This is a genomic window from Herbaspirillum huttiense (genome assembly GCF_047300815.1).
GTDB classification, from domain to species: Bacteria; Pseudomonadota; Gammaproteobacteria; order Burkholderiales; family Burkholderiaceae_D; genus Herbaspirillum; species Herbaspirillum huttiense_A.
On the sequence record NZ_CP178608.1, the window covers coordinates 838,120 to 855,833 of the forward strand.

General features: G+C 63.6%; 16 protein-coding genes. 10 read left to right on the forward strand and 6 right to left on the reverse strand.

Annotated features, from left to right (window positions below):
- Positions 1-6: 6 nt before the first annotated feature.
- Together ACLRDN_RS03925 and ACLRDN_RS03930 are read right to left on the reverse strand one after the other, a co-directional pair.
- Complete coding sequence (locus ACLRDN_RS03925; RefSeq protein ID WP_413459053.1) at positions 7-597, reverse strand: response regulator transcription factor; 591 nt, start codon at positions 595-597, stop codon at positions 7-9.
- Between the two features lie 41 nt (positions 598-638).
- Complete coding sequence (locus ACLRDN_RS03930; protein WP_413459054.1) at positions 639-2,666, reverse strand: PAS domain S-box protein; 2,028 nt, start codon at positions 2,664-2,666, stop codon at positions 639-641.
- Between the two features lie 208 nt (positions 2,667-2,874).
- Between ACLRDN_RS03930 and ACLRDN_RS03935 the strand changes: the two genes are divergently transcribed.
- From ACLRDN_RS03935 to ACLRDN_RS03945, 3 genes are all read left to right on the forward strand, one after another.
- Positions 2,875-3,891, forward strand: coding sequence for a TRAP transporter substrate-binding protein (locus tag ACLRDN_RS03935; protein ID WP_088754662.1), 1,017 nt, complete (start codon positions 2,875-2,877; stop codon positions 3,889-3,891).
- Positions 3,892-4,019: 128 nt separating this feature from the next.
- Positions 4,020-4,580 carry a TRAP transporter small permease gene (locus ACLRDN_RS03940; protein WP_413459055.1) on the forward strand — a complete coding sequence of 187 codons (561 nt, stop codon included), beginning with the start codon at positions 4,020-4,022 and terminating at the stop codon, positions 4,578-4,580.
- Positions 4,577-5,857 (forward strand): TRAP transporter large permease, encoded by a 1,281-nt coding sequence (locus ACLRDN_RS03945; RefSeq protein ID WP_204727168.1) that lies wholly within the window; start codon positions 4,577-4,579, stop codon positions 5,855-5,857. The genes ACLRDN_RS03940 and ACLRDN_RS03945 overlap by 4 nt, the downstream gene beginning before the upstream one ends.
- 518 nt (positions 5,858-6,375) lie before the next feature.
- Here ACLRDN_RS03945 and ACLRDN_RS03950 read toward each other — a convergent pair.
- Positions 6,376-7,026, reverse strand: a complete 651-nt coding sequence (locus tag ACLRDN_RS03950; protein ID WP_413459056.1) for a VOC family protein — start codon at positions 7,024-7,026, stop codon at positions 6,376-6,378.
- An 88-nt stretch (positions 7,027-7,114) separates the two neighbouring features.
- On the opposite strand from ACLRDN_RS03950, the gene ACLRDN_RS03955 reads away from it, so the two are divergent.
- The 5 genes from ACLRDN_RS03955 to ACLRDN_RS03975 all read left to right on the forward strand — a co-directional run bounded on the left by ACLRDN_RS03955 (position 7,115) and on the right by ACLRDN_RS03975 (position 10,281).
- Positions 7,115-7,618 carry a methylated-DNA--[protein]-cysteine S-methyltransferase gene (locus ACLRDN_RS03955; protein WP_413459057.1) on the forward strand — a complete coding sequence of 168 codons (504 nt, stop codon included), beginning with the start codon at positions 7,115-7,117 and terminating at the stop codon, positions 7,616-7,618.
- A 9-nt stretch (positions 7,619-7,627) separates the two neighbouring features.
- Positions 7,628-8,551 carry a site-specific tyrosine recombinase XerD gene (xerD, locus tag ACLRDN_RS03960; protein WP_413459058.1) on the forward strand — a complete coding sequence of 308 codons (924 nt, stop codon included), beginning with the start codon at positions 7,628-7,630 and terminating at the stop codon, positions 8,549-8,551.
- A 76-nt stretch (positions 8,552-8,627) separates the two neighbouring features.
- The gene (locus ACLRDN_RS03965; RefSeq protein ID WP_034334293.1) at positions 8,628-9,128 is read left to right on the forward strand and encodes an aminoacyl-tRNA deacylase; all 501 of its coding nucleotides are present in this window, start codon (positions 8,628-8,630) and stop codon (positions 9,126-9,128) included.
- Positions 9,129-9,223: 95 nt separating this feature from the next.
- Entirely contained in the window at positions 9,224-9,841 is a 618-nt protein-coding gene (gene plsY, locus ACLRDN_RS03970) for a glycerol-3-phosphate 1-O-acyltransferase PlsY (protein ID WP_413459059.1), read from the forward strand.
- A gap of 134 nt (positions 9,842-9,975) precedes the next feature.
- Positions 9,976-10,281 carry a HigA family addiction module antitoxin gene (locus tag ACLRDN_RS03975; protein ID WP_284077426.1) on the forward strand — a complete coding sequence of 102 codons (306 nt, stop codon included), beginning with the start codon at positions 9,976-9,978 and terminating at the stop codon, positions 10,279-10,281.
- Positions 10,282-10,338: 57 nt separating this feature from the next.
- Here ACLRDN_RS03975 and tsaD read toward each other — a convergent pair whose 3' ends face one another.
- Positions 10,339-11,388 (reverse strand): tRNA (adenosine(37)-N6)-threonylcarbamoyltransferase complex transferase subunit TsaD, encoded by a 1,050-nt coding sequence (tsaD, locus tag ACLRDN_RS03980; protein WP_413459060.1) that lies wholly within the window; start codon positions 11,386-11,388, stop codon positions 10,339-10,341.
- Positions 11,389-11,519: 131 nt separating this feature from the next.
- On the opposite strand from tsaD, the gene ybiB reads away from it, so the two are divergent.
- Positions 11,520-12,539 carry a DNA-binding protein YbiB gene (ybiB, locus tag ACLRDN_RS03985; RefSeq protein ID WP_413459061.1) on the forward strand — a complete coding sequence of 340 codons (1,020 nt, stop codon included), beginning with the start codon at positions 11,520-11,522 and terminating at the stop codon, positions 12,537-12,539.
- Between the two features lie 223 nt (positions 12,540-12,762).
- Here the strand turns inward: ybiB and ACLRDN_RS03990 are convergent, their stop codons facing one another.
- The gene (locus ACLRDN_RS03990) at positions 12,763-13,221 is read right to left on the reverse strand and encodes an XRE family transcriptional regulator (protein ID WP_413459062.1); all 459 of its coding nucleotides are present in this window, start codon (positions 13,219-13,221) and stop codon (positions 12,763-12,765) included.
- A gap of 993 nt (positions 13,222-14,214) precedes the next feature.
- Here ACLRDN_RS03990 and ACLRDN_RS03995 point away from each other — a divergent pair.
- Positions 14,215-16,317, forward strand: a complete 2,103-nt coding sequence (locus ACLRDN_RS03995; protein WP_413459063.1) for a putative bifunctional diguanylate cyclase/phosphodiesterase — start codon at positions 14,215-14,217, stop codon at positions 16,315-16,317.
- Here the strand turns inward: ACLRDN_RS03995 and ACLRDN_RS04000 are convergent.
- Positions 16,307-17,698 (reverse strand): MATE family efflux transporter, encoded by a 1,392-nt coding sequence (locus ACLRDN_RS04000; RefSeq protein ID WP_413459064.1) that lies wholly within the window; start codon positions 17,696-17,698, stop codon positions 16,307-16,309. The genes ACLRDN_RS03995 and ACLRDN_RS04000 overlap by 11 nt on opposite strands.
- Positions 17,699-17,714 lie beyond the last annotated feature (16 nt).

Below are 17,714 nucleotides of genomic sequence, written 5' to 3' on the forward strand. Positions count from 1 at the left end.
CTGGAATTACTTCAGCAGCCGCGCCAGCTCGACGGCAGTCTTGACGTTCATCTTGTCGAAGATGTGGGCGCGATGGACTTCCACGGTGCGCATGCTGATGCCCAGCTCATCGGCAATGACCTTGTTCATCTTGCCGGCCAGGATCAGGTCCAGCACTTCGCGCTCGCGCGCCGACAGCGCCGCCAGGCGGCTCTGCACGGCATCCTCGGCGCCGCCGGCGCGCGAGACTTCCAGCGCTTCCAGTACGCGGTCCATCAACTGGTTGTCGTTGAAGGGCTTCTCGAAGAAATCGAAGGCACCGTTCTTCAACATGTCCACGGCCATCGGCACATCGCCGTGACCGGTGAGGAAAATGACCGGACGCCGGTGCAGCAGGCCCTTGGTTTTCAATTCATTGAACAGTGCCACGCCGCTGGTGCCGGGCATGCGCACGTCCAGCAGCAGGCATTCGCCCTCGGCATCGATGCCGGTGGCATGGGCCAGTGCGCCCAGCACGGCGGTGCCGCTCTCATAGCCGATGGCGGCGATGTTGCGCGAGCGCGCCAGCCAGGTCAGCGAATCGCGGATGATTTCTTCGTCGTCGACTATGTGCAGCATCGGTATGCGGGGCGGGAATCCAGTGTGGGAGGGGCGTCTCGTTATTGTGGCTGCCCGCTTTGGGCCGGCAGCGAAAACCGGAAGATTGTACCGCCTGCCGGGTTATCGGTGTAAGTGAGGGTGCCGCCGTGGAATTCGATGGTGGTGCGGCAGATGTTCAAGCCCATGCCCATGCCCTCGGCCTTGGTCGAGAAGAAGGGGGAAAACAGGCGCGCCGCCACTTCCTCGGCAATCCCGTGCCCCTGGTCGATCACCGAGACCGTGACCGATTCTGCACCATCGTCATTGCGGGTCAGCTCGGCCGTCACGCGCAGGATGCGGCGCGCCGAGGGCACGGCGGCCATGGCCTGGATGCCGTTGCGGGTCAGGTTCAGGATCACCTGCTCCAGCAGCACCTGGTCGCCCAGCACCGGCGGCAGCGACTTGGGCACCTGCCATTGCAGCACCACGAAGAACTGCTGCGCCTGCAATTCGATGAGCGGGGCCACGTTGTCCACCAGTTGCCGGATCTGCAGCCGCTGGCGCGCCGGTTCGCGCTTCTTGACGAACTGGTGCACGCTGCGGATCACGTGGCCGGCGCGCTGGGCCTGGGTGTGGATTTTTTCCAGCGCCGGCTGCAGCGCCTTGGGATCGGCCTGGCCCTGCTGCATCATGTTCAGCGCCCCGGTGGTGTAGCTGGAGATGGCCGCCAGCGGCTGGTTCAGCTCGTGCGCCAGGGTCGAGGCGATCTCGCCCATGCTGGCCAGGCGGGCGCTGGCCTGCAGTTTTTCTTCCTGGGTGCGGTTGAGGTCTTCGGCGCGCTTGCGTTCGGAAATGTCGAGGATGGAACCCATCCACCCGGTCTGCTTGCCATCCTGGTCCACCAGCGGCGATTCGAAGATCAGCACCGGGAAGCGTTCGCCGTCGCGGCGCTGGAAGATGGTCTCGAATTGCGGCGTGACCCGCCCGGCCAGCACGTTGGAGAAGCGCTCCTGGTATTCATCCATGGCTTCCGGCGCCCAGTAGGGCATGGGCGGGATCCGGCCCACCAGTTCTTCTGCAGCGTAACCGACCATCTTGCAGAAGGCCGGGTTGACGTAGGTGATGCGGCCCTGCAGGTCACGCGCCCGCATGCCGGTGACCAGCGAGTTTTCCATCGCCGCGCGAAACACGGCTTCATTGAGCAGGGCTTTCTCGGCCTTGGTGCGCCGGTTGATGTCGCGCCACAGTGCCCACAGGCTCCACAGCAGACCCAGCGAGAGCACGATCACCGAGCCCACCAGCAGGTTGGGCAGCAGCTTGGGCGCACTCTTGGTGCTGTTGGTATGCAGCACCAGCGTCAGGCCCGGCAGCTCCAGTTCGCGGCGATGGGTGTAGACGTTCAGGCCCGGTCCGCCCGAGGTACGCCGTGCCACCACGTTGTCATCGGTATCGGTGAGCGAGATTTCATTGTCCTGGGCGAACCACCACGGCACCATCTCGTTGAGGATGCGCGCCACCGCATAGCTGGCCACCAGGCTGCCGATGTAGTGATTGTCATGGAACAGCGGCACGTGATAATCCATCAGCATCGGTTCGGCGATGCCGGGCGGGATGGCCGGCGGGCTGTAGAGCGGACGGCGCATCTGGCGCGCGCGGTCGGCCGTCATCAGCGAGGGTTGCGAGAGATCCTTGCGGCTGATCGGCAGATCCTCGGTGGAGGCTACCGGATGGCCCTCGGCATTGAACCAGGTCACGCGATAGAACTCGCGGTTGTTGCGCAGCAGGGCATTCAAGCGGCTGCGGAAATGCTCCTGGTGCAGGCGGCCGTTGCTGATCTCGCGGCCGATGATGCGCATGCTCTCGTCATCGCGGCTCAACTGGAAACGGATCGCCTGTTCCACCCATAGCGAATCGGCGATGAGTTGCTCCAGCCGTTCGCTGGCTTCCATCTGCTGCGCCTGGCGCGGCAGCCAGATCAGCGTGACCAGGAACAGGCACACCAGCAGAAAGGGAATGAGCCAGCGCATGGTGGTCTTGCGGCCCGAGGCCTGCAGCTGCGAGGCGGCATCGGGCTGGGGAGCGATCGGGGGCGGCGGGACGGTTTTCATGACGCCGCCAGTGTAGCTGCGCCCCAAGGCTTGCGCCAGCTTCCTGCGCGGCGGGAAGTGGACGGCAAGGACATTGTGGTTAACCACACTTGCCCCCTTTTGGTGAGGCCGCGCAAAATTCGGCAGCACAATCCGGTCCCCGCCAAGACCGGCCTTAGTCCATAAAAATTACTAACTAAATCATTTCCATCTCATTGGGGAGACAAGCATGAAACTGAAGTCCATCGTCTTTGCGCTGGCTGCGGCCACCGTCGTCAATGCCGGCCTGGTGGCCAGCGCCTTCGCGCAACAGCCCATCATCATCAAGTTCAGTCACGTGGTGGCCAACGACACGCCCAAGGGCAAGGCCGCCGAGCGCTTCAAGGAGCTGGCCGAGAAAGCCACCAAGGGCCGCGTGAAGGTCGAGGTCTATCCCAACAGCACCCTGTACAAGGACAAGGAAGAACTGGAAGCCCTGCAACTGGGTGCCGTGCAGATGCTGGCCCCGTCGCTGGCCAAGTTCGGTCCGCTGGGGGTGAAGGAGTTCGAGGTCTTCGATCTGCCCTACATCTTCCCCAGCAAGGACGTGCTGTACCGCGTGACCGAAGGCCCGATCGGCAAGGATCTGTTCAAGAAGCTGGAACCCAAGGGCATCACCGGCCTGGCCTACTGGGACAACGGCTTCAAGGTCATGTCGGCCAACAAGCCTCTGCATCAGCCCTCGGACTTCCGTGGCCTGAAGATGCGCATCCAGTCCTCCAAGGTGCTCGATGCCCAGATGCGCGCACTGGGTGCGAACCCGCAGGTGCTGGCCTTCTCCGAGGTCTACCAGGCGCTGCAGACCGGCGTGGTCGATGGCACCGAGAACCCGCCCTCGAACCTGTACACCCAGAAGATGCATGAAGTGCAGAAGCACGTCACTGTCTCCAACCACGGCTACCTGGGCTATGCGGTGATCGTCAACAAGAAGTTCTGGGACGGCCTGCCCTCCGACGTGCGCACCCAGCTCGAAGGCGCCATGAAGGATGCGACCAAGTACGCCAACGCCATCGCCCAGCAGGAAAACGATGCTGCTCTGGCCGCTGTCGAAAAGACCGGCAAGACCACCGTCTACCGCCTGACCGACGCGCAGAAGGCAGAATGGCGCAAGGCTCTCCTGCCGGTACAGCAGCAGATGGCCAGCCGCATCGGCAAGGAGCTGATCGACGCCGTCAACAAGGAATCGGCAGCGCTGGGCCAGAAGTAAATCCGTTAGCTCCAACGGGCGCCCGCCTTCGCAATGAAGCGGGCGCAATACCACCAAGAACAATCCGGACAAGCAATGTCATGGGCTGATACCGCTGTGGTATCGGCCTGCTGGCGCAAGGAGACTTCATGAAGTTACTCGACCACCTGGAAGAGTGGCTGATCGCGTTCCTCATGGCCGCGGCCACCTTCATCATTTTTGTAGCGGTGGTACACCGCTACGCCTCGGGCCTGGATATTCCCTGGCTGCAGGACCAGCTCATCCAGATCAACATGAGCTGGGCCCAGGAGCTGTGCATCTTCATGTTCGTGTGGATGGCCAAGTTCGGCGCCGCTTACGGCGTGCGCACTGGCATCCACGTCGGCGTCGATGTGCTCATCAACCGCATGAACACCCCGTGGCGCAACAAGTTCGTGCTGCTGGGCCTGTTTGCCGGCGCGCTCTTTACCGGCATCGTCGGGACCTTCGGTGCCGAATTCGTCTACGACATCGCACAGCACGACAGCACCTCCGAGGTGCTGGAACTGCCGATGTGGATCGTCTACCTGGCCGTGCCGCTGGGGTCGTACCTGATGTGCTTCCGTTTCCTCCAGGTCGCGTGGAATTTCCATCGCACCGGCGATTTGCCTAAACATGACCACGCCCACGTGGAAGGTCTGGACGAAGAAACCAGCGGAGGTAAAGCATGAATGCACTGATCATTTTCGTCTTGCTGTTCGGGTTGATGCTGACCGGGATGCCCATCTCGATCTCGCTCGGCCTGACGGTCCTGACTTTCCTGTTCACGATGACCGAAGTGCCGATCCAGTCGGTGGCACTGAAGCTGTTCACGGGCATCGAGAAGTTCGAGATCATGGCGATCCCGTTCTTCATCCTGGCCGGCAATTTCCTCACCCACGGCGGTGTGGCGCGGCGCATGATCAACTTCGCCACCTCCATGGTGGGCCACTGGCATGGCGGCCTGGCGCTGGCCGGGGTGCTGGCCTGCGCGCTGTTTGCAGCGGTGTCGGGGTCGTCGCCCGCGACCGTGGTGGCGATCGGTTCCATCATCCTGCCGGCGATGGTCAAGCAGGGCTTCCCGAATCGATTCGGTGCAGGCGTGATTACGACCTCCGGCGCATTGGGCATCCTGATCCCGCCTTCCATCGTAATGGTGATGTATTCGGTCTCCACCAATACCTCGGTGGGCAAATTGTTCATGGCGGGCGTGGTGCCGGGTTTGCTGCTGGCCTTCCTGCTGGGCCTGACCACCTGGTTCCTGGCGCGCAAGAACAATTATCCGCGTCTGAAAAAGGCGACCTGGGCCGAACGCGCTGCAGCCTTCCGCAAGAGCGGCTGGGGCCTGTTCCTGATCGTCATCGTCATGGGCGGCATCTACACCGGTGTCTTCACGCCCACGGAAGCAGCAGCCATGGCGGCGGTGTATGCCTTCTTCATCGCGGTCTTCGTCTACAAGGACCTGAGCCTGAAGCAGGTGCCCAAGGTGCTGCTGGATTCGGCCTCGATGTCGGCCATGCTGCTCTACATCATCACCAATGCGGTGCTGTTCTCCTTCCTGGTGACCAGCGAAAACATCCCGCAGACGATGGCGGCCTGGATCACCGATTCGGGACTGGGACCGATCACCTTCCTGCTGGTGGTCAACATCCTGCTGCTGCTGGCCGGTAACGTGATGGAGCCGTCGTCGATCGTGCTGATCCTGGCGCCGATCCTGTTCCCGGTGGCGATGAAGCTGGGCATCGACCCGGTGCACTTCGGCATCCTCATCGTGGTCAACATGGAAGTGGGGATGTGCCATCCGCCGGTGGGACTGAACCTGTACGTGGCCTCGGGCATCACCAAGATGGGCATCACCGAACTGACCATTGCAGTCATGCCGTGGCTGCTGACCATGCTCGGTTTCCTGGCGCTGGTGACCTACTGGCCGGGCCTGTCGCTGTGGCTGCCCAACCTGATCTACAACTGATCCGCAATCAGGGCATGAGACGATGAAATCGGCGCCGCCACCGGGTTTGCACCGGACCGGTGCCGATTTCGTCAGATGTCTGTCAAGTTGCTAAAAAGTATGTTCGTTTTGCCCTGAAAAAGTGCTTTGAGACGGCACAAAGTGCTGCTAAAGTGCGTGCTTTGCTGAATCGGCACCGTGCATTTGCCGTCCCGGCAATCGAGTTTGGTGTTGAGTTTTTCTAGTGAGTTGTTGATGTACTTGCCTCGGCAGCGACCCCGCCGACACATCGGCCCGGGCGTGGCGAGGCAGCACCGAATACAAAGCGGGTGGTGCATAACAAACGGTATCAATACCGGGAAACTGAGGAGACGTGCATTCGATTGAAACCGTTCAAACGGTCGGGAATGCATCTGGAGTATTTTGAAGGCGCATCCGAGGATGCGCCTTTTTTCTTTGTGCCGCGTGGTGGTGATGCAGGATATAAATCGTTTATACGGTTTATACGGTTTATATGTTTTGCGTCCCGCACGAAGCCGTCAGCCCAGCACACGCTCCCCGTGTGGCGTGGACACCACAGCACGCAGGCTGGCCTGCTTTCGTTCCTGCAACACGATACGCGCATCGGCCAGCCCGATGGCCTGCCATGCGGCTTGCAGTTCCTGTGCGGCGGGATGTTCCAGGATCAATTGCTGCAGGCGGCATCCTCGGTCGGGCAGGGCGCTGGCCGGATGCGGCTGGCTGAGCCACTGGATCAGGGACGGCATGACGCCCTCGCAGGCCAGCTTCCCGTCGGCGGCGATGGTGATGAGCCAGTCCAGCGCACCGCGGCTCATGGGTTCGATCACGCCCGGTGAGACGGGGCTGGCCGCTACTGCGGCCGCGATATCGCTGGTGCGCGCCACCCAGTGCGCCAGGCGGGGCGCAGCGTCCTTGTCCAGATGATCCATGCCGAACCAGCGCGGCCGCTCGGCCGCATCGGCGTTGGGGTCGATGGTGATGACTTCGAGGTAGAAGCCCTCGCCCAGCGACAGCAGTGCGTTGTGCGTTCCCAGCCGCACGTGCTGGCCGCCGATGCGCGGGGCCATGGACACGCCCAGGCACTGTTGCACCCAGACCATGCCGGATTTGAGGGTGGGGGCGGTGATGACCAGGTGGTCCGGTTCGGTGTGCAAGGGGGTGGTGCTCATGCGGTCTCCATCAAGTTTTGCCTGATGGTATCAAGCCCGCGCGTGAATTGCTTACAATAGCTGCCCCAGGTCCATGCCACGGCTCCCGATGACCCCAGCAGATTCTCCATTGACCGCCCTGTTCTCCGCCGTGGTGCCTACGCCCTTCGGCGGCATGGGGGTGCGCACCCAGGCCGGCGCCCTGGTCGAGATGGTCTACCTGCCGCCGCATTACGCCGAGAAGGACGCCACCGATGCCGTGGCCGCGCAGGCGGTGCAGCAGATCACGCGTTATCTGGCCGACCCCGCTTTTCGTTTCGAACTGCCGCTGCTGAGTGTGGGCAGTGCCTTCCAGCAGCGCGTCTGGCAAGCCATTGCCGGGATCCCCTGTGGTCAGGTGCTGACCTATGGCCAGGTCGCCAAGCGCATCCAGTCCGCCCCGCGCGCGGTCGGTCAGGCTTGCGGGGCCAACTGGTATCCGCTGGTGATCCCCTGTCATCGGGTGACGGCCGCGGGCGGGCTGGGCGGCTTCTCGCATCATGATGATGAGGATGGCTTCCACCTGGAGGTCAAGCGCTGGCTGCTGCGCCATGAAGGCGTGGCGGGATACTGAAGAAGACGCATGGGACGCACCACACCAAAGATCGAAGCCCCGTCCGTGAGCCGCGAGGCCATCGACGAATTCTGCGACAGCCTGTGGCTGGAAGATGGCCTGTCCAAAAACACACTGGAGGCCTACCGGCGCGACATGACCCTGTACGCCCATTGGCTGCATCAGGAGCGCGCCAAGGCCTTGTACGAGACGCAGGCCGAAGACCTCAACGCCTACTTCGCTGCGCGCCATGATGAGACCAAGCCCAGTTCTTCCAATCGCCGCCTGGCGGTGTTGAAACGCTTCTTCCAGCTGGCCCTGCGCCAACATCACGTCACCGCCGATCCCTGCCTGAAGCTGCGCTCGGCGCGCCAGCCGCAGCGCCTGCCCAAGACCATGTCGGAAGGGCAGGTGGAAGCGCTGCTGGCCGCGCCCGATGTCTACACGCCGCTGGGCCTGCGCGATCGCGCCATGATCGAGCTGATGTATGCCAGCGGCTTGCGGGTCTCGGAACTGGTGACCTTGAAGAGCATCGAGGTCGGCATGAATGAAGGCGTGCTGCGCGTGACCGGCAAGGGCAGCAAGACGCGCCTGGTGCCCTTCGGCGAAGAAGCCGGTGCGTGGATGGCGCGCTATCTGGCCGAGGCGCGCAGCCAGATCCTGCAGGGACAGATCGATGATGCACTCTTCGTGACCGCGCGCGGCGGTCCGATGACGCGCCAGATGTTCTGGACCCTCATCAAGAGATACGCGCTGCAGGCCGGTATTACGGTGCGCCTGTCGCCGCACACGCTGCGCCATGCCTTTGCCACGCACCTGCTCAACCATGGGGCCGACCTGCGCGTGGTACAGCTGCTGCTGGGCCATGCTGACATTTCCACGACGCAGATTTACACCCACGTGGCACGCGAGCGCCTGAAGCAACTGCATGCCGCACATCACCCCCGCGGCTGATCTTGCGGCATAATGTGCGCCCATGACGGCCCGGCCGGCCTGTGCGGCCGGTCAGTGTGCCGTCAGGAAGAGACCGATGAGCGCCAAGAAAGAACACATCTCCGAAACTCCCGCCACGCAATTCCTGCGCAAGCAGGGCGTGGCGTTCACCGAGCATCCCTACGCCTACGAGGAGCACGGCGGCACCTCGGTGTCCTCGCGCGAACTGGGCGTGGAGGAGCATGCGGTCATCAAGACCCTGGTGATGCAGGACGAGGCCGCCAAGCCGCTCTTAGTGCTCATGCATGGCGACTGCAAGGTCTCCACCAAGAACCTGGCGCGCCAGATCGGCTGCAAGTCGGTCGAGCCGTGCAAGCCGGAGGTGGCCAATCGCCACTCGGGCTTCCTGATCGGCGGTACTTCGCCCTTCGGCACGCGCAAGACCATGCCGGTCTATGTGGAGTCGACCATTCTCGAACTGGACAAGATTTACATCAACGGCGGACGGCGCGGTTTCCTGATCGGCATCGATCCGGCCGTGATCCTGAAGGTGTTGCCGGCCAAGGCGGTGCAGTGTGCGCTGGCCGATGCAGCGTGAACCGTCACGTTCAAACTTGACGACACTTGACGTGCGCTGACGCCGCTCCCCGATAACAGAGACAACCGAAAGCAACAAGCAGAAAGCCCCACTTCATGTACAACATCCTCTTTGCCATCGCGGCCTACCTGATCGGTTCACTGTCCTTTGCGGTGGTGGTGTCCAAGCTGTTCGGCCTGTCCGATCCGCGCACCTATGGTTCCAGGAATCCGGGCGCGACCAATGTCCTGCGCAGCGGCAACAAGAAGGCCGCCGCGCTCACCTTGCTGGGCGATGGTTTCAAGGGCTGGCTGGCGGTATGGCTGGCGCAGAAGTTCGGACCCCACTATGGCGTGGACGATACCGGCATCGCGCTGGTGACGCTGGCCGTCTTCCTGGGCCACCTGTGGCCGGTGTTCTTCCGCTTCGTCGGTGGCAAGGGTGTGGCCACTGCGCTGGGCATCCTGCTGGCGCTGGATCCGTGGCTGGGCCTGGCCACGCTGGCGACCTGGCTGGCGGTGGCCTTCGCTTTCCGTTATTCCTCGCTGGCCGCGCTGGTGGCGGCGCTGTTTGCACCCTTCTATTACGGCCTGCTGTTCGGCACCACCGATGGCATCCTGCTGGCCGTGGTCGCCATGGCCGCACTGCTGATCTATCGCCATCGCAAGAACATCGGCAACCTGCTGGCGGGCAAGGAAAGCCGCATTGGCGACAAGAAGAAGGCGGCCAAGTAAGCCTGCCGATTGGGATGAAAAGAAGGGCCGCAATTTGCATTGCGGCCCTTTTTTAATTGTATAAATATTTTCCAGATTGAGACGATTGATGCAAATTTAAACTATTCGGAAATTTGAGAATATTGGAGCCGATCATGTACAAAAACGGAATGCGCCCGGTTCATCCCGGCGAAGTATTGCTCGAAGATTACATCAAGCCCATGGGCGTCAGCGTGCGTGCCGTGGCACTGGCACTGCATGTCCCGTATTCGCGCCTGAGTGAAATCGTCAAAGGCCAGCGTGGTGTGAGCGCTGATACGGCCCTGCGCCTGGAGCGTTACTTTGGTAGCGAAGCGCAAGGCTGGCTGAATCTGCAGACGGCCTATGACCTGCGCATGGCGCAATTGTCCGAGGGTAAAGCCATCGCCAAGGCGATTACGCCGCTGGCCGCTTTCGCTTGAGGTTGAAGAACCAGGTCAGGAGCGCCGCTCGTTCGGGTGCTCCACAAGTTGCGCCGATCAGGCCGTGGGCAGGGCTGCCTGCGGCGGCCGCAACTCATCCAGCGGCCAGCGCGGACGCACGCCAAAACCGTATTCCTTGCGCGCCGCACCCGGCTCCTCACGCAGGCGCATGGCACCGGCGAAGGCGATCATGGCACCGTTGTCGGTGCAGAATTGCAGCTCCGGGTAGAACACTTCATAACGCCGCTTGGCCGCCGCCGCATTGAGGGCCGCGCGCAGCTGCGCATTGGCACCGACACCGCCGGCGATGACCAGACGCTTCAGGTTGGTCTGTTTCAGGGCCGTCATGCACTTGGCCACCAGCACGTCGACGATGGCATCGACGAAACCACGCGCGATGTTGGCCTTGTCTTGCTCGCAAATATTGGCGCTGTGCTGCTTGACCACGGTCAGCACCGCCGTCTTCAAGCCCGAGAAACTGAAATCCAGATTCTTGGAATGCAGCATCGGACGCGGCAGCTGATAGGCGGCCGGATCGCCGAACTCGGCCAGGCGCGAGATCGCAGGTCCCCCCGGATATCCCAGTCCCAGCAGCTTGGCCGACTTGTCGAAGGCTTCCCCGGCGGCATCATCCAGCGTCTCGCCCAGCAGTTCATAGCGGCCCACGCCATCGACCCGCATCAGTTGCGTATGCCCGCCCGAGACCAGCAGCGCGATGAAGGGAAAGCGCGGCGGCTTGCTCGCCAGCAGCGGCGAGAGCAGGTGGCCTTCCAGGTGATGGATGCCCAGTACCGGCTTGTCCAGCGCCAGGCCCAATCCGCAGGCCACCGACGCGCCCACCAGCAGCGCTCCGGCCAAGCCCGGTCCTTGGGTATAGGCGATGGCGTCGATGTCGGCGGCTTGCACCTGCGCATCGGACAGGGTCTGCTGCAACAGCGGAATGGCGCGGCGGATGTGGTCGCGCGAGGCCAGCTCGGGGACGACGCCGCCGTACTCCTGGTGCATGGCAATCTGCGAATGCAGGGCATGCGCCAAGAGGCCGCGCTCGGTGTCGTACAGAGCAAGGCCGGTTTCGTCACAGGAAGATTCGACGCCGAGAACTAACATGGGGATGGACTCAATGTAGCAGCCGCCAAAAAGCCCGGAGGGGCCGCGCGGCAAAGGCGCTATTGTAATGGAAAGCCATCGGCCAAGCGCCCCGGCTGCGGCATCCGGCGGTTTTGGTGTACCCTTCGGCCATGCAAAACGATGCCCACATTCCTGCTCCGGCTGCGGCCGTCGAGCCTGCCTCCAGCGCTGCCGCCGCCGCAGCGGCTCCCTTTGCCGCGGCCCGTTTCATCAAGGAAATCGGACGCGGCAAGGACGGCGCCCGCAGCCTCTCGCGCGAGGATGCGCAACTGATGTATGCGGCCATGCTCGATGGCCGCGTGAGTGATCTCGAGCTCGGTGGCATCCTGCTGGCCATGCGCATCAAGGGCGAGTCGGTCGAGGAGATCGCCGGCTTCCTGGCCGCCGCCGAGGCCTCCTTCACGCCCCTGCATGCGCCGGCCGGTCCCTATGCGCCGGTGGTGCTGCCCAGCTACAACGGCTCGCGCAAGATGGCCAACCTGACGCCGCTGCTGTGCATGCTGCTGGTACGCCGCGGCGTGCCGGTGCTCATGCACGGGGTCACCCACGATCCCCAGCGTGTCACCAGTGCCGAGATATTCAGTGCACTGGGCGTGGCCCATGCCGGGTCGGCGGCGCAGGCCGAGGCACTGATGGCGGCTGGCCAGCCGGCCTTCATTCCCATCGCCGCACTGGCACCGGCCATCGCTCGCCTGCTGGGCATGCGGGCCATCCTGGGCGTACGCAATTCCACCCACACCCTGGTCAAGATCATGCAGCCGTTTGCGCAGCCGGCACTGCGTCTGACGTCGTACACCCATCCCGAATACCTGGAGATGCTGACCGACTACTTCAGTCACGCCGCCCCCCACGATCGCGGTGACGCCTTCCTCATGCGCGGCACCGAAGGCGAGACCGTGGCCAATGCGCGGCGCGCCCAGCGCATCGACTGGTTCAGCCACGGTACGCGCACCGTGCTGGTCGAAAAACAAAGCGTGGCCGAAGATTTGCCCGACCTGCCCGAGGGCCAGGATGCCGTGGCCACCGCCGCCTGGATCCATGAGGTACTGGAGGGCAGGCGGCCGGTGCCGCAAGCCATCGCCGAGCAGGTCGATCACTGCGTCGCCGTCGCTGCACGCGTGGGCCGCTGAGGGCCTGCTGCGTGGACGATTGGCCACAGTCGCTCCCGGCCAGCGGGAAGCTGACAGGCTGACAGGCAGCACGCGCGCAGCAGGCAGCACTTGCGCGTGTGTGCAGGCATCTGGAAGGTGAGCAGAAAACGAAGGAAACAGGATCCCAAGGGGCGCGGGATCGTGATTCTGCAGGGGAAAAACGCGGGGGAAATTGCAGCAGCAAATGCTGCGGGAGAGTGTCTCAGCTGCGCGTGCGGCGGCGGGTGGTGGTAGCCGTCTTGGCGGGAGCCGGGGCCTTTTCGGCGGCGTGGGTGGCAACCTGGGAGAAGGCGAAGATCACTTCCTTGACGATCTTGCGCTGGGGGGCGGGTAGGTTGATGAAGGCTTCGAAGGCTTCGCGCTCGCGGTAGCCGATGGCTTCTTCCCAGCGGGCGCGGCGCTTGTCGATGCGCTTGCTGATCTCCTCGCCGAAGCGCAGGTGCTGGGGGGGGACGATGAGCCATTCGGCCAGCGTTTCCAGCTTGTCCTGCTTGGGCATGGATTCTCCCAGCAACCAGCGGCGTACGCCATGCAAGGTCATCGGCTTGCCCCAGTAACGCAGATTGAATTCCCGTTCCAGAACGGCGGGCTTGGGTTCGTATCCAGCTTTTTCCATCGCAGCGCGCAGGCGTTTTGCGAATTTTTGATTGGCGGTTTCCATGATTTCGAAGGTACTTTGAGGTAGCGCTTTCCGGGGTACGTTTGTCTTTGAGGTGAGTTACGCAGCAAACGTGATTTATGCTCACTGGCCGGAAAAGGCCCGCCATCGCGGCTTCAACGCAGCATGCGCAAGCTCGCCGAAGCCATGTCGGCCAGCGTTTCCGTACGATGGGAAAGCGTTCACGAGCAGGTCTCCAGTGCGGTCTCCGGTCCATGGTGTGGCTGCATCCGGCACATGCTTGGGTGCGCAGATGTCAGGTCATCAGGCCAGTTCAAGTGCGTCGTCCGGGAGGGGGGGGAAGTTGGAAACCGGTGGCTCCATCGCCAGCGAAGAGCAAGGAGAGTCCGGTCTTGTGATGCCTGCATTGTCGGTCCAGATGCCTTTCGTGTGCGTGCTCGACCCACAATTATTTAAGGCCTGTGTCCGAGGCGAGACAACGAGACACGGCGTTCCAGCATTGGCGCGCTGCAGTATTTCCGGCCCGAAGCGCGCTAGAATAGCGGGATATCAAAAGGGGCACCGGTCATCCGGTGGATGAATAGCCGATATATTTCCCGTCCCATGAGGATGGAAATTAGTTAGAAAAATGGGCACTCTCCTTTTCAGGGGCATCACCGACCCGGATCTTGCCGGGCAGTCACACAAGCAGCACGCTGGTTGAATCAAATCGAACAAATCAAAGAAGTCAGCAGCATCCCTGTGGTACGTTTTGGTTACGTAACTTTTTGAGGTTCCCGGAATGGCGCCGGTGTGCGTCGTGACTGCGGCATGCGTTCTTGCCGGGTGCGATGCGCCTGCCTCTGTTCCAGGATGGAACGCGGCGACCCGTTGGCATGCAACGGCGATCGACTGACGTCCTGCGGCACGCTGGGCCACGTTGCCAGCGTGCAAGCCGCCGGGACGGAACGGCCGCGATACCGAGCAGGCGTCCTTTCCTGCGGGCTCCCAGCGATCGCCCGCGAGGAAGGTGCGCACCCGAGCCCAGGTTCGACAATGTCAGCTTCCTTTCATTTCCTGCTGTTGGCCTTCGCCCTGCTGGTGGCCAGCCTGTCGGCCTATGCCGCGCTGGAGGTCTCCGAGCGCATCGTGCTGCAGGAAGCCCAGCACCGCCGCGTATGGCTCTCGGTAGGCGCGGTGGTGTTCGGCCTGGGCGTGTGGGGCGCCATGCTGCTCACCGTGGCGTCGCTGGATGCCCCCTTCACCATTGCCTTCGATGCACGCATGGTGGTGCTGGCCCTGCTGCTGTGCCTGGGCAGCGCCTTCTACCTGATGCACCTGACGGGCATGCGGCGGCCCCATCCGACGCGGCTGGTGATCGGTGGGCTGACCATCGGCGCGGCCTTCAATGCCGCCTTCCACATCGCGCTCAAGTCCATGGCGCTGGTGCCGCCCCTGCTGTATCACACGCCCTTGCTGCTGGTGGCGCTGGTGGTCTCGGAGGTGGTGGCGGTGTTCATCGTTACGCTCTTTTCTGCCAGCAACGGGCGCAAGCCCATGACGGGTTCGCTCAATTCGCAGCAGGCACGGCGGGTGCTGGCCGCGCTCTTGGTGGGCGCCGGGCTGGTCTCTTCGGCCGCAGCGGGACTGCGCGCCTTGCTGGTCGCGCCGCAGGCACAGAGCGTGGTGGCCGACGGCATCACGCGCGAGCACCTGGTCAATGGGCTGGTGTTCCTCGCCTTCCTGGCCATGGCCATGGCGCTGGTGGTCAGCGGCGTGCAGCGCAATGAAGTCCTCAAAAAGATCGTCGGGCGCACCAACGACAAGCTGCTGCACTTCGCCACCCATGACGTGCTCACCGGCCTGCCCAACCGCGCGCTTCTGTCCGACCGCATCCAGCATGCGGTGGAAGTGGCGCGCCGCAATGGCAAACCGTTTGCGGTGCTGTTCATGGATCTGGACGGCTTCAAGGCCATCAATGATTCGCTCGGCCACGCCGTGGGCGATGGCCTGCTGGTGGCGGTGGCGCAGCGCATCCGTGCCTGCATCCGCGGCGAGGACATGGTGGCGCGCATCGGTGGCGATGAATTCGTGGTGGTGATGAGTAACCTCTCTTCGCCTGAAGTGGTGGAGCAGCTGTCGGAAAATATCCTCTCTGCGCTGCGCCAGGATTTCCAGATCGAGGACGCCACGCTGCGCGTGACCTCCAGCATCGGCATTGCCGTCTATCCCAACAGCGGCGAATCGGTCGATGCCCTGATGAAGAACGCCGATGCCGCCATGTACGAGGCCAAGCAGAGCGGGCGCAATACCTATCGATTCTTCGAGCCGGCCATGCATGCCAGCGCCATGCGCCACCTGCAGGTGCGCCAGGCGCTGCAGCAGGCCATCGACGGCCGGCAGTTCCGGCTGCACTTCCAGCCCAAGTATCGCGGCGGCGGAAAGGAACTGACCGGTCTGGAAGCGCTGCTGCGCTGGCATCATCCCGAGCTGGGCGAGATGGCGCCCTCCGAATTCATCCCCATCGCCGAACGCTCGGGGCAGATCCTGTGCATCGGCGACTGGGTGCTGCAGGCCGTTTGCGAGCAGATCGCCTGCTGGGATGCGGCCGGCATGAAACCGGTCAAGGTGGCGCTGAACCTGTCACCGCTGCAGATGCGCAGCGACCTGGTGGACAGCATCATCAAGGTGGTCAGCGCAGCCGGGATCGCGCCACAGCGGTTGATGTTCGAGATCACCGAGACGGCCGCCATGAAGGATGTGGAGCGCACCACGCGGGTGGTGCGGGAGCTGCAGTCGCTGGGTTTCGATATCGCCATCGACGACTTCGGCACCGGCTATTCCAGCCTGGCCTACCTGGCGCAGTTCCACTGCCGGCAGGTCAAGATCGACCGTTTCTTCACCTCGCGCCTGGACCTAGACGATCACTCCGGACGCGCCATCGTGGCCGCCATCATCGCGCTGGCGCACGCGCTGCAGATGGAAGTGGTGGCCGAGGGCGTGGAGACGGAAGGGCAGCTGCGCGAGCTGCAGCTGCTGCATTGCGATCAGGTGCAGGGCTTTTTGCTGGGCCGCCCGGATGCGGCGCTCAGCGTGCCCGGCCTGGTCAATGCCAGCAATGACGACCTGTTCGCCGCGGGCGGCCTGATCAAACGCTGAGTTCGCCGCGCGCTGCGCGGCCCTGGATCACGCGCAGGTAGGCCAGCAGGCCCACGGCCACCATGCCCAGGCTGAGGCTGTTGGCCAGCCAGAAGCCGGACGGGCCACGCAAGGCGGGCGGGGTCATGCCCAGCGGGTCGAGTCCCAGCAGATAGCCGCCGCCCAATCCGACGCCCCACAGTGTGACCGCGTAGATGACGGTGGGCACGACCGCCACCTTGTAGGCGCGCAGCACGAAGGCGGTAGTCACCTGCATGGAATCGAAGAGCTGGTAGAAGGCGATGTAGAGGAACAGCGGCAGCGCCGCGCCCACGATGACCGGGTCGGGCGTGTAGGCGCGAATGATGTGCTCGCGCAGGAACCACACGATCACCCCGATCACCACCGACAGCGACACGGCCAGGCGGATGCCGGCGCGGCCGATCTTCTTGGCCTCGGCCATGTTGCCGCCGCCGATGGCCTGTGCCACCAGGGTGCTGGTGGCGCTGGCGATGGACAGCGGCAGCATGTAGAGCACCGTGCCGACGTTGGCCGTGATCTGGTGGCCGGCCACCGGGACCGCACCCAGGCGGGCGATGAAGACCGCCATCAAGGTGAAGGCGGTGACCTCGATGAAATAGGACATGCCGATCGGAATGCCCAGCCGCAGCAGCGTGCGCTGGCTGGTCCAGGAGGGCGCCACGAAGCCGCTGCCGAAGAGCTTGAGCGGACGATACAGCGGCAGGCGCGCCACCAGCAGCCAGGCCGCAATCATCATCAGCCAGGCGATCACCGTGGTGGCGATGGCGCAGCCGGGGCCGCCGAAGGCAGGCAGGCCCAGGCCGCCGAAGATGAGCAGCGCATTCAGGGGCAGCTTGAGCAGCAGGCCGCCCAGCTGCAGGGCCATCACCATCTTGGGTTTGGCCAGGGCCGTGTTGAGCGAAGAGTAGACGCGGAAGAACAGTGTGGCCGGCAGCGCCAGGGCCTCGATGCGCAAATACAGCGTGGCTTTTTCGACCAGTTCCGGCGAGGCCTTGGCGACGGCCAGGAAGAGCGGCGAGAACATCAGGATCAGCGAGCCCACGATGGACAGCAGCACCGCCAGCCACATGCCCTGCTTGACCTCGTGGCCGATCTCGCCGACGCGGCCGGCGCCATAGAGCTGGCCGATGGTGGGCTGCAGGGCCTGCAGCACGCCGGACAAACCGACGAACACGCTCACGTAGATCGATACCCCCAGCGCCAGCGCACCCAGGTCCAGCGCGGAAAAGCGCGAGACCATGGCGGTATCGATGACGCCATTGGCGATGATGGCCAGCTGGCCGATCAACAGCGGCCAGGCCAGCCGCGCAATGCGGCCGGCGTGATGGCGGGAGGAGAGGGCGGGCAGTTCAGTGGTCACGCGAGAAGCCACCCCG

Coding starts and splice junctions, on each gene's coding strand:
- ACLRDN_RS03925 (WP_413459053.1), bottom strand. CDS start 597: ATGCTGCACATAGTCGACGACGAAGAAATCATCCGCGATTCGCTGACC.
- ACLRDN_RS03930 (WP_413459054.1), bottom strand. CDS start 2,666: ATGAAAACCGTCCCGCCGCCCCCGATCGCTCCCCAGCCCGATGCCGCC.
- ACLRDN_RS03935 (WP_088754662.1), top strand. CDS start 2,875: ATGAAACTGAAGTCCATCGTCTTTGCGCTGGCTGCGGCCACCGTCGTC.
- ACLRDN_RS03940 (WP_413459055.1), top strand. CDS start 4,020: ATGAAGTTACTCGACCACCTGGAAGAGTGGCTGATCGCGTTCCTCATG.
- ACLRDN_RS03945 (WP_204727168.1), top strand. CDS start 4,577: ATGAATGCACTGATCATTTTCGTCTTGCTGTTCGGGTTGATGCTGACC.
- ACLRDN_RS03950 (WP_413459056.1), bottom strand. CDS start 7,026: ATGAGCACCACCCCCTTGCACACCGAACCGGACCACCTGGTCATCACC.
- ACLRDN_RS03955 (WP_413459057.1), top strand. CDS start 7,115: ATGACCCCAGCAGATTCTCCATTGACCGCCCTGTTCTCCGCCGTGGTG.
- xerD (WP_413459058.1), top strand. CDS start 7,628: ATGGGACGCACCACACCAAAGATCGAAGCCCCGTCCGTGAGCCGCGAG.
- ACLRDN_RS03965 (WP_034334293.1), top strand. CDS start 8,628: ATGAGCGCCAAGAAAGAACACATCTCCGAAACTCCCGCCACGCAATTC.
- plsY (WP_413459059.1), top strand. CDS start 9,224: ATGTACAACATCCTCTTTGCCATCGCGGCCTACCTGATCGGTTCACTG.
- ACLRDN_RS03975 (WP_284077426.1), top strand. CDS start 9,976: ATGTACAAAAACGGAATGCGCCCGGTTCATCCCGGCGAAGTATTGCTC.
- tsaD (WP_413459060.1), bottom strand. CDS start 11,388: ATGTTAGTTCTCGGCGTCGAATCTTCCTGTGACGAAACCGGCCTTGCT.
- ybiB (WP_413459061.1), top strand. CDS start 11,520: ATGCAAAACGATGCCCACATTCCTGCTCCGGCTGCGGCCGTCGAGCCT.
- ACLRDN_RS03990 (WP_413459062.1), bottom strand. CDS start 13,221: ATGGAAACCGCCAATCAAAAATTCGCAAAACGCCTGCGCGCTGCGATG.
- ACLRDN_RS03995 (WP_413459063.1), top strand. CDS start 14,215: ATGTCAGCTTCCTTTCATTTCCTGCTGTTGGCCTTCGCCCTGCTGGTG.